This is a genomic window from Ochrobactrum chromiisoli, from assembly GCF_026241335.1.
Classification (GTDB): domain Bacteria; phylum Pseudomonadota; class Alphaproteobacteria; order Rhizobiales; family Rhizobiaceae; genus Brucella; species Brucella chromiisoli.
The window spans coordinates 87945-100464 of sequence record NZ_JAPHAV010000009.1; the positions used below are offsets into that span (position 1 = coordinate 87945).

Sequence of the window (12520 nt, forward strand, 5' to 3'; positions counted from 1 at the left end):
CCACGGAGTTCCGTTATGAGCAGCACGCAACGATTGAGCCAACTTCCCGCCCGTTATGCGAGCGGCGCGCGCGGAGGCATCACCTCAATCTGCTCGGCCCATCCGCTGGTCATTGAAGCAGCTCTTCTCGAAGGTATTGCCACCAACACCGATGTTCTGATCGAAGCGACCTGCAATCAGGTCAATCAGGATGGCGGCTATACCGGCATGACACCGGCTGACTTCCGGCGTTTCGTTGAAGAAATTGCAGCGCGTCTTGGCTTTGATACCAAGCACCTTATTTTAGGTGGTGATCACCTCGGCCCAAATCCGTGGAAGCATCTCACTGCTGAAGAAGCCATGGCAAAATCCGAAGTGATGATGGATGGTTTTGTGCGAGCAGGCTTCACCAAAATCCACCTCGATACCTCTATGGGCTGTGCCGGTGAACCCGTTGCCTTGCCTGATGCCGTGACCGCAGAACGCGCGGCCCGTCTTGCCAAGGTTGCAGAAAAAGCAGCTGCTGAATCCGGCTTTGATCTGCCTGTCTATATTGTTGGCACAGAAGTTCCGATTCCAGGCGGCGCGATGGAAGAAATCGAAGATCTGGAACTGACCAAGCCAGATGCAGCTCTTGAAACCATCGCCATTCATCGCAAGGCTTTTGCAGCGCTTGGTTTAGAAGATGCATTCTCGCGTGCGATCGGCGTTGTCGTGCAGCCGGGCGTGGAATTCGGCAATGAAAACGTTGTCTATTACGACAGTGAAAAAGCGACAGCTTTAAGCGGTGTTCTCAACGAAACGCCACAATTTGTCTTTGAAGCTCATTCGACCGACTATCAGCCGGTTGAGGCGCTCTCCGATCTGGTTCATGATGGCTTTGCTATTCTCAAAGTCGGACCGGGCCTGACTTTTGCGCTGCGTGAAGCACTCTATGGCCTTGATCAGATTGCAGCTTTCCTCGACAAGCTGCCCGAAGAAGAGACCGTTCGCGGCAAGCTTGAGAAGCTTCTTCTCAACGAGCCGAAGAACTGGGAGAAATATTATCATGGCGATGCGGAAGAGCTGCGTCTTCAGCGCCATTTCTCCTATAGCGACCGCATTCGCTATTACTGGCCACACCCGGAAGCCGTGGCAGCTGTCAATGCGCTTCTAACGCGTCTTGAAGGCCGCAAAATCCCGGAAACGCTGATCAGCCAGTATCTTGGCACGCTTTATCCAGCTGTTGCATCCGGCAAGGTCGAAGCCACGCCACACGCGCTCATGGTCGAAGCGGTGCGCAATGTCATCCGCGTCTATGGTCAGGCCGTTGGGACGCATTGATAATGCAGAGTAATTCAGTGAAGCGTTGAGTAAAAGCGGCTCCCATTGAAACGGAACCGCTCTATCTATTTGTTTTCACGCATTATTCCACGCAAAGCCGCTTCGCACTTTTGCTGAAAATGCTCTAGCTTCGCTTTTTACGTTGAAGTGCGGCGAGAACGGAGCGCTCTGAGCTGAGAAGATAGCGATCAAGCTGTTGCGCGGCGATCTCGTTATTGCCGGCCTGAAGCGAACCCAAAAGCTCTGCATTCAACGCAATATACGATTCATGAAGATGCGCGTTATCTTCAAGCTGGGCAAAAACCAGCCGTAATTCCGCAAGAACGAGATCAAAACAGGCGCTCAGCCGGGTGCTGTCGCAAAGCTCCACCATGGCACGGTGAAACTCCATATTGATGGTACCAACCTGCCGCCAGTCGCCTTTTCCCTGGGCCAGAACCGCCTGCTCCAGCAGCGCGTTCATACGCTCTAAAGCCGGGTGAGCGGGAACAGCGATTTGAACGGCGCCTTTCTGAATAACACGCCGAACACGATAAATATCAACGACCGTCGCCTCGTCAGGCGTTGCAACAAAAACACCGCGATTGGGAATATAGGTCAGCAAACTCTGGCTGGTCAGAAGGCGAAAAACCTCACGCAACGTGTTGCGGGATATGCCAAACTGCGCTGAAATCTGTTGTTCGGAAAGCTTGGTTCCGGGCAATAATTCGCCTGTAATCAACATTTCGCGGATTTTAGCGGCGGTTTGGGTCGCCAATGGCTGGTCATCATCAAGCGAAGGCATTGCGTTCGTCATGAATATCCTTCAGACTTTCTCACTCCAGAGCGTGTCGCGCTTAATCGTACCCAATACGCTCGCTCTATGTTCTTGTTGTTACGCATGTCGTTGTTGAAAAACCGGTTCCCATTTTTCCGCGACATGCTTTAAACCGCTCTGCGGCCTGCGCCGCGTTATTCCCCGTGAATTTCCAGCGAATATACGAATTGCATATTGTTGAACAATACATAATAGGTTATTCAACAATAATCCGTAAAGAATGATTATTCAACCGGGAAGAGACATGGCATTTATCGATCTCAACAGCGACCTCGGAGAAGGCTTCGGGCCATGGCCGATGGGTGACGACACGTCGATGCTGGCAATTGTGACGAGTGCCAATATTGCCTGCGGCTTTCATGCTGGCGATCCTGCCGGAATTCTCAGCGTATTGCGTGAAGCGGCGCGGCGGGGTGTGCGTGTTGGCGCGCATATCGGCTATCGCGATCTGGTCGGCTTTGGCCGCCGCAATATGGACCCGTCAAGCAGCGAACTCATTGCCGATACGATCTACCAGATCGGTGCCTTGCAAGGGCTGGCGCAAGCTGCCGGAACAAAAGTCACCTATGTAAAGCCCCATGGCGCGCTTTATAACACCATTGCGCATGACAAACGACAGGCAGCAGACGTTATCGCAGGCATTAAGGCAATCGACCCTGATCTGGTGCTCATGGCGCTTGCAGCGGCACCGATTGTGGATCAGGCACGCGACGCGGGACTGCGCGTCGTTTGCGAGGCTTTTGCAGACCGTGCTTATAATGTTGATGGCAGTCTCGTTAATCGCCGCCTTGAAGGTTCGGTTATTCATGATCCTGACGTCATTGCAGAGCGAATGCTGCGCATGATCAATGAACAGCGCGTGACCGCCATTGATGGAACCGACATCGCGCTTGATGCGCAGTCGATCTGCATTCATGGCGACAATCCGACAGCCGTTCAAATCGCCCGCACATTGCGCAGCACACTTGAGGCACGCGGCGTAGAACTCAAGCCTTTCGTTCATACTGCATCATGAGTGAACGCCTGCGCTTTCTGCCTTCCGGCAGCGACAGTTTTCTGGTCGAGCTTGACGATCTTGGCATAAGCCTGACATTGCTTGATGCGCTGCTCGCAGCTGAGCTTAAAGGCATTTGCGAAGTCATTCCCGGCGCGCGCACCATTATGGTGCACTTTGACCCCTTTATGACGGATCGCGCAAAACTGACCAAGCAGATTGCGAAGCTTGATCTGTCGGTTCGCAGGTCGCGCAGTGGTGCATTTTTCGAAATCCCTGTTTGCTACAATGGTGAAGATCTTGATGATGTCGCGGCTTTCCTTGGCTGCTCCGTCGAAGAACTCATTTGCCGTCATACGCAAGCAACCTATACGGTTGCCTTTACCGGCTTCGCACCCGGCTTTGCCTATATGACCTGCGACGACCCCAGCTTTGATGTCCCACGGCGTCAAAGCCCGCGTGTAAAAATTCCGGCAGGATCGGTGGCGCTTGCTGGCAAATTCGGCGGCATTTATCCATCCGACAGTCCTGGCGGCTGGCAATTGCTTGGCACAACACCGCTTGCCATGTGGGACACGACCCGCAAACGTGCAGCCTTGCTTGCACCCGGCGATCGCGTGCGCTTTCGCGATATGGCCAAGAGTGAAACCACTCCTGTTTCAAAGCCCGCAACCAAGCTGGAAAATTCTCACAAACCCGCAGACGGCCTGCTTGTCACGCAGGCTGACCGCCCGGCACTGTTTCAGGATTTGGGCCGTTTGGGTCTTGCAAGTCAGGGCGTCTCTCAATCGGGTGCGCTTGATCGCAGAGCGATGCTTGAAGTCAATCGCTGTCTTGGCAATCTGCGTGATGCTGCGGTTCTTGAAATTAGCTTCGGCGGCTTTGCCTTCAAGGCTGACCGTGCGGTCACTGTGGCTGTAACCGGCGCGCCCTGCCCGCTAACCATCCGTACAGCCAAGCAAACAAGACTCACCGCGACGTTTTCAAGCCCCATCGCACTCAATGCTGGCGACGAGCTGATCCTTGGCGTCCCGCCCGAAGGCATGCTGAGCTATCTCGGACTGCGCGGGGGATTTGCTGTTGACGACGTTCTCGGGTCAAAAGCCCGCGATACACTTGCCAAAATCGGCCCGGAGCCCATTACGGTTGGCGACATATTGGTGCCCGCCAATGGCCCCGCACTTGCAGTCAGTGATATTGGCCACGACCAGCGCCGCCTGCCCCGCGCAGGTGAAGTTGTTACACTGGATATTGTACTTGGCCCCCGCACCGATTGGTTTACGGCGCAAGGGCTTGCAACCCTCACAGCCCAGGAATGGGATGTCACGCCGCAATCAAGCCGCGTCGGTATGCGCCTGTTCGGATCGGCAACAATCGAACGCGCCAACCACGATGAATTACCATCCGAAGGCACAGCCCTTGGGGCAATTCAGGTGCCACCAAACGGGCAACCCGTGCTTTTTCTGGCCGATCATCCTTTGACAGGCGGCTACCCGGTGATTGGTGTTGTGGCCAGCCATCATCTCGATCTGGCGAGCCAGATACCCATCGGCGCCCGTATCCGTTTTAACCCGATCTCTGCTTTCGAGCCGCAGGAAATCATAGTCTGATGAAAAAGCTGCTTATCGCCAATCGTGGCGAAATTGCCATCCGCATCATCCGCGCAGCCCGCGATTATGGTGTGGCATCTGTTGCAATCTATTCCGATGCCGATGCAAATTCACTGCATGCAGAGCTTGCAGATGAGGCCTATGGCCTTGGTGCAGGCCGCCCGGCGGATACTTATCTCAATATTGCAAAAATACTCGACATTGCAAAACGCGCCGGTGCCGATGCAGTGCATCCCGGCTATGGTTTCTTGTCGGAGCGTGCCGAATTTGCCAAAGCCGTCCTTGATGCTGGCCTCATCTGGGTAGGTCCATCGCCAGAAGTCATCACTTCGCTGGGCGACAAGGTTGAAGCACGGCGCATTGCCGAAAAAGTTGGTGCCCCCCTCGTCAAGGGGTCAGCCGGTCCCTTGGCATCTGCTGCAGAAGCGGTGGCTTTTGCACGCGAGGCGGGCTTACCGCTTGCGATCAAGGCGGCCTTTGGTGGTGGCGGTCGCGGCATGAAAGTTGCCTATCATCTGGACGAAGTCGGGGAGCTTTTCGATTCCGCGGTGCGGGAAGCCATTGAGGCCTTTGGTCGTGGCGAATGCTATGCAGAACAGTTTCTTGAAAAACCTCGCCATATCGAAGCGCAGGTGATCGCCGACACGCATGGCAACACCGTGGTTCTGGGTACGCGGGACTGTTCACTGCAACGCCGCAATCAGAAGCTCGTTGAAGAAGCACCTGCACCCTTTATCACGCAGGACCAGCGCAACCGTATTCATGAATCCGCGCGCGCAATCTGTGCAGCCGCGGGCTATACCGGGGCTGGCACTGTCGAGTTTCTGCTTTCGCAGAATGGCACGATCTCGTTTCTGGAGGTCAACACCCGCCTTCAGGTCGAACATCCAATCACCGAAGAAACCACCGGCGTCGATATCGTGATTGAGCAGTTGCGGATTGCGGATGGCGAGAAGCTGTCGGTGACCGAAACGCCGACACCACGCGGCCACGCCTTTGAATTCCGCATCAATGCAGAAGATCCCGGCCGCGGCTTCCTGCCAACGCCGGGCATGATCACCCGTTTCCGCGCGCCTTCGGGTCCGGGTGTGCGCCTTGACACGGGCGTCGAGAGCGGATCGGAAATACCGGGCCTGTACGACTCCATGATGGCCAAGCTGATCGTCACAGGGGCAACACGCAAGCAAGCACTGATCCGTGCGCGACGTGCGCTGGCCGAGTTTAAAATTGAGGGTGTGGCTTCCGTGCTTCCATTCCATCGTGCGGTTGTCGAAGAAAAAGACTTTACCGGCGAAGATGGATTCAACGTCTTCACCAACTGGATCGAGACTGAGTTCCGGGGTGTTGAACCGTCGGCAAGGATTGATCCCGTCGATGGTGGCCTGTTGCGCAGCTTCATCGAAATTGACGGCAAGCGCCATGACATCGGTTTGCCGGCGGCGTTATTTTCCGGGCTAAACACACCCCAAAAACCGGCATCAACTGTGCCACAGGCCGCAGAGGGAACCGTTACAGCCCCCATTCCCGGCACATTTCAGCAATGGCTGGTCGAAGATGGTGCAACGGTGGCTGAGGGCGAAATCATTGCGATTATCGAAGCCATGAAGATGGAGACGCGCATTGCAGCACCGCGCTCAGGCAAGATCAGCCTTTGTGCCGAAGCAGGCAAGAGCGTAAGCCTTGGTGCTGCGCTTGCCATCATCGAATAAGCCTCCGCTAATTTAGAGCGTGTCTTGCCCTACAACCGTTTCACACTTTTCGGGATGCGCTCTAATCCAGCCCCAATGGATCGGCGATGCGTGGCCAAAGCTCCATACTCGCCTTTCTATATTGGGTAACGGCTGCATCGGTCGGGTAAGATGTTGGCGCCGCTATATAAACGATTTCTGACGCTATCGGCTGAAAGCCAGCCTGAAAATGGTTGGTCGATTTAACCAGCAGATAATCCTTGGCTGCAAAATCAATATCGAGATTGGAAAAGATATTCGGCTCATAGGTCTGTGAGCGGCTGGTAATCAGGATAATATCGATCGTCGTTCCAACCGGTCTGATCACCGCCACCCGACCGAGATTGACCCGGCTCTTGCGGAAGCTTTGCCATCCGGCATCCATCACTTTCTGAATTGTGATGCGCAGATCAAGCGGCTCTCCGCCATGCCATGACGATTTTCCGCCAATACGAAGCTCAAGTTCAGCGCCCTCGCCTGCCGCATGACAAAACGACACTGCGACCGGGTCCCAGATCGTTGCCACGGCAAAATTATCCATTCCGCGTTGCAGCATATGACGCAGGATGAAAGTGGCATCACCGGCAACACCACCACCGGGGTTGTCCCATATATCAGAAATGACAACAGGCAAAGACGCATTGGATTTGCGCACTGCTGCCACATGATCAAGCCCGGCATCGGTGTCAAACATCGGCATCGCCGTCAATTTACGCATGCGATAAAGCTCATGGCCAAGCCTTTGCGCCAGCGCATCGCCTTTCGCTTTTTCATTATCGCTTACGACAACAATGCGGGTTCCCATATCCGGCACATCGCCCGCCATGAAGCCGTGAATAACGGAGATCGACAAAATATCGTCTTTGCCCTGCATGCGGTTTATCCGGTCCACAAAAGAGCGCATCGGCTCGCGGTTTGTCGGATAAAGCGTAATCATGCGGCAATCAAAGGTCGAAATAACAGGCTTTATCTCGCCACGCAAAGCGCGAAGCGTCAAATCAACCACATGCTCACCGCGCTCCTCAAAATCCGTATGGGGGAACTCAAGAAAGGCCGCCATCAGATCAAGATGGGCAACACGCTTGGCAGACAAATGGCTGTGTGGATCAAACTCGGCTGTAACAAGAACATCTGGCCCCACAATCGCGCGGATATGCGCAAGAAAATCGCCTTCCGGGTCATCGTAACCCTGCGCAACCATTGCTCCATGCAACCCCAGAACCACGGCATTCACCGGTAATGCCGCTCTCAGCTCTTTTAGAATTGTATCCCGTAACGTCTCATAGGTTTTGCGCTGGATAAGACCGGCAGGCTCAGCCCAGCAGGATGTTCCTTCAATCACGCTAAGCCCATGCGCCGCAGCGCGTCGGCGCAAAACCGGCACAACCGAAGAACACAACGTGGGCGTATCCGGGTGCTCACCAGGCCCTGCATAAAATGCCGCTTTGAAGGCATCCATATCCGTTGGAACGGGAGAAAATGTGTTGGTTTCAGTTGCAAGGGAGGCGGTGAAGATGCGCATGATATGAACCCGCAAGAGCGCCAAGGGCGAAGGATGTTGGAAGTCGTCAAGGAACGCGCAGATGCAAAGCGTTAAAGCGGCGATCTGACAATATGAACGCGATTGCGCTCGCTTCTCCACACCGCACAGCAATGCTTTGCACAGAAATTCAACTTAGAGCATTACTGAATTAAGTTGAATTATTAAATGTTCTATCTTTTTGTTTTTACGCATGATCCCACGAACGCGGATTTTGCCAATGGTCGGCGGGTTTGTCGCCAGTTTTTCACTTTTACTGAGCGCTGTTAGCATCAGTGCGCATAATTGAGTAAGGTGGAACTGGTTGTCAGTCGATTCCAAAGGAATTCGTTTTTCCAAGTGTCATCCTGCACGCCGTTTTCTTTTATGGGCGTTATTCAGTTCTCTATCGTAATCTTCAAGAAATAATGGCTGAGCATAGCACATAATACCAAGCTATATGTTAGGTATTTCTAATTTCTATAAAGGTATTAAATTCCTCATAATGAATAGATTCTTTGGGTGCCAATAATGAATTTTCGATTTCATGTCACGTCTATAAGAATATCGTGACTGTCATGCTCGTCTTTCTGTTGGGTTTATGTGCATTCAAAATGGCACAAGCTGGCTCGTCATGCCTTGCAAATGAACAGCTTGATGGTCCAATCAGAGCCCTCCTGTCTTTGCAGGTATCTTTGGGAAATGGACAAAGGGCAACAGTCTATAGCTCGTCGCGCAATTGCTTTAAAAGACTGGGCTCTTTTTACCTGCTGAAAAATTTGCGCCAGAGCCGAAATAAGAGTCGTTGTGGCAAGACACATCATCAGTTTGCGGGCAAAGGCGAGCCATGAGCGCAAACCCAAGCCGTATTCATCCGAAGGAAACGTGCAAACCAGCAATCGCACTCAAGGATGTGCAGATTTCGTTCACGTTGGCCGATGGCTGTCGCTTCGATGCTGTTGCCGAAAGCAATCTTGACGTTACTGAAAACGAATTTGTGGCAATTGTCGGTTCAACCGGCTGCGGAAAATCGACATTGCTCAATGTCGTTGCCGGACTTCTCGTGCCTGCCAGCGGTAGCGTCGAAATCAGCGGCCAGCGGCTGCAAGGGCTTAATCGCAAGGCGGGCTATCTCTTCCAGCAGGATGCTCTCATGCCCTGGAAGACCGTGCTGGACAACGTCTCCATCGGGCTGGAAATTGGTGGTACATCAAAGGCTCATGCGCGCGAGCAGGCGCGTGACTGGCTTGATCGCGTCGGTCTTACAAGTTTCGGTGATCGCTATCCGCATATGCTATCGGGTGGACAGCGCAAGCGCGTCAGCCTTGCGCAGGTGCTGATCCGCAATCCGAAATATCTGCTGATGGATGAACCCTTCGGCCCACTTGATGCGCAGACGCGTATCATCATGGGGGACCTTCTCCTCGACCTTTGGTCACGGGACAAGAAAGCAGTGATATTCGTAACACACGATTTGGAAGAAGCAATCGCGCTGGCTGATCGCGTTGTCATCATGTCTGCCGGGCCGCGTGCCCGCATCATGGCGGAATATAAAATTCCCCTCGCCCGTCCGCGCGCGATTTCCGAAATTCGTCTCGACGACCAGTTTCACAAAATTCATCGCGAAATATGGGGCGTGCTCAAAGAAGAGGTTCTCAAGGGCTATCAGCAGACGGGTAAGCGAAAAAAATGAAAAAGCCTATGCTGTTTCTGGCACAGCTCAGCGTGGCTGTCTTCTTTATTCTGATCTGGCACCTCTTCACCGCGACCCATCTGCTGGGCAACCCGGTCAAGGCAAGGTTCTTCTTTGCAACGCCGGGCGATGTGGCACAGCGTATCTATAAATGGTTTGCCGGCGCAACGATCTGGTATCATCTCGGCATTACCCTGCTTGAAGCCATGCTGGCCTTTGCTATCGGCGCAATCGGTGGTGTTTTGATCGGGTTTTGGTTTGCCCGCAAGCTTTTGCTCGCGGCAATCTTTGACCCCTATGTGAAGGCGGCTAACTCCCTGCCGCGCGTCGTGCTGGCGCCGATTTTTACGCTGTGGCTCGGCCTCGGCATTTGGTCGAAGGTGGCGCTTGGTGTGTCGCTGGTCTTTTTCATCGTTTTCTTCAACGTCTATCAGGGCGTGAAGGAAGTGAACCAGACAATACTCGCCAATGCACGCATGCTGGGCATGAATGAGCGTCAACTCCTGCGCAACGTCTATCTGCCGTCCGCGCTGTCGTGGATGTTCTCAAGCCTGCATACGGCTGTCGGCTTTGCGGTCGTCGGCGCAGTCGTCGGGGAATATCTTGGTTCGTCAGCGGGGCTCGGCTATCTGATCCAGCAGGCTGAAGGCGTGTTCGACGTCACCGGCGTCTTTTCCGGCATGTTGGTGCTCATGGCATTCGTGCTTGTCATCGACTGGGGCGTATCCATCGTGGAAGCGCGCCTGCTTGTCTGGCGTCCGAAAACCGCCGGTCATAATGGCGTTTAAAGCGCTTATGCGCTTCAAAGCCGCAAGGAAATTCAAGGAGAATACAATGAGGACAACGCGTAGAGAGATATTGCTGGGCGCCGCCGCCTTCGGGCTTGCGGATATCGCCTCACGCCTGCCCGCGCATGCGCAGGATGCCTCCGCCACGCCGGAAAAGCCGGCGCTGATGTTTGGTGTCGGCGGCAAGCCGCTCTTCTATACCCTTCCGCTCACCATTGCCGAGCGAAAAGGATTTTTCGAAGAAGAAGGCATCAAGGCGACCATCAATGATTTTAGTGGTGGTGCAAAATCTTTGCAGGCGCTGATTGGCGGTTCGGTCGATGTAGTCACTGGCGCATATGAACATACCATTCGTATGCAGAACAGGGGGCTGGACATCAAAGCCATCTGCGAGCTTGGTCGTTTTCCGGGCATCTGCATCGGCGTGCGTAAGGACCTCGCCGACGAGATCAAGACGATTGCCGATCTCAAGGGCCAGAATGTCGGGGTCTCGGCGCCCGGCTCTTCGACCTCGCTGCTGTTGCAATATGCACTCATCAAAAATGGCCTCTCCGCAGACGCCGCTTCGATTATCGGTGTCGGCGGCGCCGCAAGTGCCATTGCGGCCATTAAAAATGGCGAAATCGCCGCCCTCGTCCATGTCGATCCGGCCATCATGCAACTGGAAGCGGATGGTGACATCACGCTGCTTCTGGATACGCGTACAGAAGAAGGCACACGCCAGCTTTTCGGTGGCACGAATCCGGGCGCGACTGTTTATGTGCAGCAAAGCTTCATCAATGCAAACCCGGTGACCACACAGCGCGTCGTCAATGCTTTCATTAAGGCGCTGAACTGGATTCACAAGGCTTCCGCCGATGATGTCGCTAATGCTGTGCCGGAAAAATATCTGCTGGGTGACCGCGCGCTGTACAAGACAGGCTTCGAGAAATCCCGTGCCATGTATTCCGAAAACGGCATGATTACAGAAGACGGCTTCAAGAGCCTGTTCGAAATGCTCAAGCTTCTTGATCCGGAACTGGCAAATGCGGATATTTCATTTGCGCAGACATTCGATCCACGCTTCGTGAAAGCGGCAAAGGTATAAATTTGTTTTGGGCGGGGGCAACCGGGAAATTGGCCTCACAGCTTGCGTTCACAGCAATTATAAAAGATTGAACAACAGAGCCAATTCACTATTAACTTCAAATTATTATTATTAGTTTCCACACTTTCTGTAGACTATAGCAATATACATATTATAAATAATTATAATGAATATCCGGATTGCAGTAATCGCAACAGATTTACTAGCGTCCTGTTATACTCATACTGATGAGGTTGGCAAAGCCGGCTTCGACGAGATCTTATCCCGTGGCATATTGAAAGTTGGAACCACTGGCGATTACAGTCCTTTCACATTCAAAGACCCCAAAACCGGTGAATATCAAGGTTTCGATATCGACCTTGCAAAAAATCTCGCAAACCCGCTCGGTGTTCGTATTGAATTTGTACCAACCAGTTGGCCGACTTTGACACAGGATTTTAACAGCCATAAATTCGATATCGCCATGGGAGGCATATCAATCACGTTGGAACGTCAGAAAATGGGACTTTTCTCGTTTCCTTATTTGCAAGACGGTAAAGCGCCAATTGCACGCTGTGCGGATCACAATCAATACATTTCGCTTGCAGATATCGACAAGCCGAATGTCAAGGTAATCGTAAACCCAGGGGGACAAATGAAAAATTTGTACGTACCCACATTAAACATGCTCAAATTGCCCTATGGAATGACAACACCACAATTTTTGACCAGATCGCACAGGGGAAAGCAGATGTTCTGATTACTGATGCATCTGAAACACGGCATCAGCAAGATATCCATCCTGGGGTGCTATGTGAAATCAATCCAGATAAGCCTTTCAACTCATTTGAAAAAGCATACTGGATACAACCAATACCTTTCTTTGCTGCTTTCGTCGATCAGTGGTTACATCAATCAAAACGCGATGGCACTTATAAAGCAATATATCAAAAATGGTTCAAACAATCTGAATAGTCCCATGCCTTGCGAGATACAGCCAATCT

11 protein-coding genes and 1 pseudogene are annotated in these 12520 nt (G+C 53.0%); 9 read left to right on the forward strand and 3 right to left on the reverse strand.

Annotation, left to right across the window (positions count from 1 at the left end):
• Positions 1-15: 15 nt before the first annotated feature.
• Positions 16-1302, forward strand: coding sequence for a D-tagatose-bisphosphate aldolase, class II, non-catalytic subunit (locus tag OPR82_RS16010; protein WP_265985935.1), 1287 nt, complete (start codon positions 16-18; stop codon positions 1300-1302).
• A gap of 124 nt (positions 1303-1426) precedes the next feature.
• Here the strand turns inward: OPR82_RS16010 and OPR82_RS16015 are convergent, their stop codons facing one another.
• Complete coding sequence (locus OPR82_RS16015) at positions 1427-2098, reverse strand: GntR family transcriptional regulator (RefSeq protein ID WP_265985936.1); 672 nt, start codon at positions 2096-2098, stop codon at positions 1427-1429.
• A gap of 265 nt (positions 2099-2363) precedes the next feature.
• On the opposite strand from OPR82_RS16015, the gene OPR82_RS16020 reads away from it, so the two are divergent.
• From OPR82_RS16020 to OPR82_RS16030, 3 genes are read left to right on the forward strand one after another with little or no spacing between them, the layout of a single operon-like run.
• Complete coding sequence (locus OPR82_RS16020) at positions 2364-3134, forward strand: LamB/YcsF family protein (protein WP_265985937.1); 771 nt, start codon at positions 2364-2366, stop codon at positions 3132-3134.
• Positions 3131-4723, forward strand: coding sequence for a 5-oxoprolinase subunit B/C family protein (locus OPR82_RS16025; RefSeq protein ID WP_265985938.1), 1593 nt, complete (start codon positions 3131-3133; stop codon positions 4721-4723). The genes OPR82_RS16020 and OPR82_RS16025 overlap by 4 nt, the downstream gene beginning before the upstream one ends.
• Entirely contained in the window at positions 4723-6432 is a 1710-nt protein-coding gene (locus OPR82_RS16030) for an acetyl/propionyl/methylcrotonyl-CoA carboxylase subunit alpha (protein WP_265985939.1), read from the forward strand. Before OPR82_RS16025 ends, OPR82_RS16030 begins: the two co-directional genes overlap by 1 nt.
• Before the next feature lie 61 nt (positions 6433-6493).
• Here the strand turns inward: OPR82_RS16030 and OPR82_RS16035 are convergent, their stop codons facing one another.
• A complete protein-coding gene (locus OPR82_RS16035) occupies positions 6494-7972 on the reverse strand; it encodes a M81 family metallopeptidase (RefSeq protein WP_265985940.1) in 1479 nt (492 codons plus the stop codon).
• A 153-nt stretch (positions 7973-8125) separates the two neighbouring features.
• Positions 8126-8329, reverse strand: a complete 204-nt coding sequence (locus tag OPR82_RS16040; RefSeq protein WP_265986013.1) for a hypothetical protein — start codon at positions 8327-8329, stop codon at positions 8126-8128.
• Between OPR82_RS16040 and OPR82_RS16045 the strand changes: the two are divergent.
• The 5 genes and pseudogenes from OPR82_RS16045 to OPR82_RS16065 all read left to right on the forward strand — a co-directional run.
• Positions 8295-8406 (forward strand): annotated as a pseudogene (locus tag OPR82_RS16045) (IS6-like element ISPmar1 family transposase); the annotation flags it as partial. The gene OPR82_RS16040 and the pseudogene OPR82_RS16045 overlap by 35 nt on opposite strands.
• 410 nt (positions 8407-8816) lie before the next feature.
• Positions 8817-9662 carry an ABC transporter ATP-binding protein gene (locus OPR82_RS16050; RefSeq protein ID WP_265985941.1) on the forward strand — a complete coding sequence of 282 codons (846 nt, stop codon included), beginning with the start codon at positions 8817-8819 and terminating at the stop codon, positions 9660-9662.
• Positions 9659-10450 (forward strand): ABC transporter permease, encoded by a 792-nt coding sequence (locus tag OPR82_RS16055; protein WP_265985942.1) that lies wholly within the window; start codon positions 9659-9661, stop codon positions 10448-10450. The genes OPR82_RS16050 and OPR82_RS16055 overlap by 4 nt, the downstream gene beginning before the upstream one ends.
• A gap of 46 nt (positions 10451-10496) precedes the next feature.
• Positions 10497-11537, forward strand: a complete 1041-nt coding sequence (locus OPR82_RS16060; protein WP_265985943.1) for an ABC transporter substrate-binding protein — start codon at positions 10497-10499, stop codon at positions 11535-11537.
• 166 nt (positions 11538-11703) lie between these two features.
• The gene (locus tag OPR82_RS16065; protein ID WP_323054560.1) at positions 11704-12276 is read left to right on the forward strand and encodes a transporter substrate-binding domain-containing protein; all 573 of its coding nucleotides are present in this window, start codon (positions 11704-11706) and stop codon (positions 12274-12276) included.
• Positions 12277-12520: the final 244 nt, after the last annotated feature.

What these genes read in the sequence shown, in the direction of transcription:
- OPR82_RS16010 (WP_265985935.1), top strand. Translation starts at nt 16, where the DNA reads ATGAGCAGCACGCAACGATTGAGCCAACTTCCCGCCCGTTATGCGAGC.
- OPR82_RS16015 (WP_265985936.1), bottom strand. Translation starts at nt 2,098, where the DNA reads ATGACGAACGCAATGCCTTCGCTTGATGATGACCAGCCATTGGCGACC.
- OPR82_RS16020 (WP_265985937.1), top strand. Translation starts at nt 2,364, where the DNA reads ATGGCATTTATCGATCTCAACAGCGACCTCGGAGAAGGCTTCGGGCCA.
- OPR82_RS16025 (WP_265985938.1), top strand. Translation starts at nt 3,131, where the DNA reads ATGAGTGAACGCCTGCGCTTTCTGCCTTCCGGCAGCGACAGTTTTCTG.
- OPR82_RS16030 (WP_265985939.1), top strand. Translation starts at nt 4,723, where the DNA reads ATGAAAAAGCTGCTTATCGCCAATCGTGGCGAAATTGCCATCCGCATC.
- OPR82_RS16035 (WP_265985940.1), bottom strand. Translation starts at nt 7,972, where the DNA reads ATGCGCATCTTCACCGCCTCCCTTGCAACTGAAACCAACACATTTTCT.
- OPR82_RS16050 (WP_265985941.1), top strand. Translation starts at nt 8,817, where the DNA reads ATGAGCGCAAACCCAAGCCGTATTCATCCGAAGGAAACGTGCAAACCA.
- OPR82_RS16055 (WP_265985942.1), top strand. Translation starts at nt 9,659, where the DNA reads ATGAAAAAGCCTATGCTGTTTCTGGCACAGCTCAGCGTGGCTGTCTTC.
- OPR82_RS16060 (WP_265985943.1), top strand. Translation starts at nt 10,497, where the DNA reads ATGAGGACAACGCGTAGAGAGATATTGCTGGGCGCCGCCGCCTTCGGG.
- OPR82_RS16065 (WP_323054560.1), top strand. Translation starts at nt 11,704, where the DNA reads ATGAATATCCGGATTGCAGTAATCGCAACAGATTTACTAGCGTCCTGT.